This window comes from Paracidovorax anthurii (assembly GCF_003269065.1).
Lineage (GTDB): Bacteria > Pseudomonadota > Gammaproteobacteria > Burkholderiales > Burkholderiaceae_C > Paracidovorax > Paracidovorax anthurii.
Map to the genome: position 1 here is coordinate 1 of NZ_QLTA01000126.1, position 1239 is coordinate 1239.

Sequence of the window (1239 nt, forward strand, 5' to 3'; positions counted from 1 at the left end):
GCGTGTAGTCTCGCTGGCTGCGCCGAACTCTCGATTCCATCACTGTTGCCCTTTCCTTCACGAAAAGGTGTCAACACCTGGCAGGACGGGTCAGAGGCAACTAATAGGACTGCTCGGAAGCCCCGACAAAAAAGTCATCGCCTTATCGGGCAGGTGGGGAACGGGCAAGACTCATCTTTGGAATGAGGTCACGAGGGAATCCAAAGATGGGAAGGTCACCCGCTATGCTGGCATGCTTTTGCAGAACTCATCCGAGGGCTTGCGTGTGATCGATACCGCACGCGTGTTGCAGACCAAGCGCGCTCGCACGTCGACCTATTTGAAGATTCGCTACAAGGACTTTCGTTCGCGCTTGGCGATCGGCGGCGTAAGCAGTGATTTGATGAGCGCTTCACGCATGGTTTCTTCGAACGATGGAGAGAAACATGGGTCTGCCAAATCCACCCTGAGAGTTCTCCACGCGTTGTTCTCAACCAGCGGCTTGCATTCCGGCAAACGCTCAGCGAGTGTTTGCAACATCAACATCACGAGATTCTCATGTGGTCCGATCTGTTCCACCCAAGATTGCAGCCACTCCGCGCAGACCGTCAAACACTGATGCTCATGATTGCGGCCCGCGTTCGCCTTCAAGGCGATCAGTATCAAGCAGAGGGCATCTGGCTCGGCGGTGTGGCGCACCGCCAGTACATCCTTGGGATTGCTCCAAAGCGATACATAGATTTTTCTTTTTGCCGCGAGTTTGGACTTTCCCATTGACCGATGGATTAGTTCAACGCTCACACGACCTTGGGCGTAAAGGTCGCGTGAAAAATTGATCAGCGCATCTCGGTCGTCGCCCAACTGCAGCAACTCGAATAGCGGGGATTGAAATGTTCGGACAAAGGCCGAGTGGTGTTCCAAAGCCCAGCGCACCGGGCTGCGTACCGCTGCCGTCCCCCAGGGAACCTGTTCCCCCTTGAGGTACCGAAGAAAAGCGTCTGGTTTGCGCGCGCCACGCGCTAGACGATGAGGGGTGGTGTCGGCAATGTAACTGCGCTCCAAGGCTCCCCCCGACAGACCGCTAGCGCGCTGCATTGAGAGGAAGGCCCATCCCGAACGCAGCCGCTGTAAAGACGTCTGCTTTGGCCTGCCTCTTGGTCTCGGCGACTTAGAGCGTGTTTACGATCTCCCCCGACAATCCTGGGGTGAAAAGAAAGCCATACCCAAGCGACATCAGTAGAGAGAAGTTTGCCGAGATCG

The 1239-nt window shown here is 55.9% G+C and carries 1 protein-coding gene; it reads right to left on the minus strand.

Translation table 11 applies throughout. The annotated features are described in order from the left end of the window. Positions 1-330: 330 nt before the first annotated feature. Positions 331-1041, minus strand: coding sequence for a hypothetical protein (locus AX018_RS25380; RefSeq protein WP_170146352.1), 711 nt, complete (start codon positions 1039-1041; stop codon positions 331-333). Positions 1042-1239 lie beyond the last annotated feature (198 nt).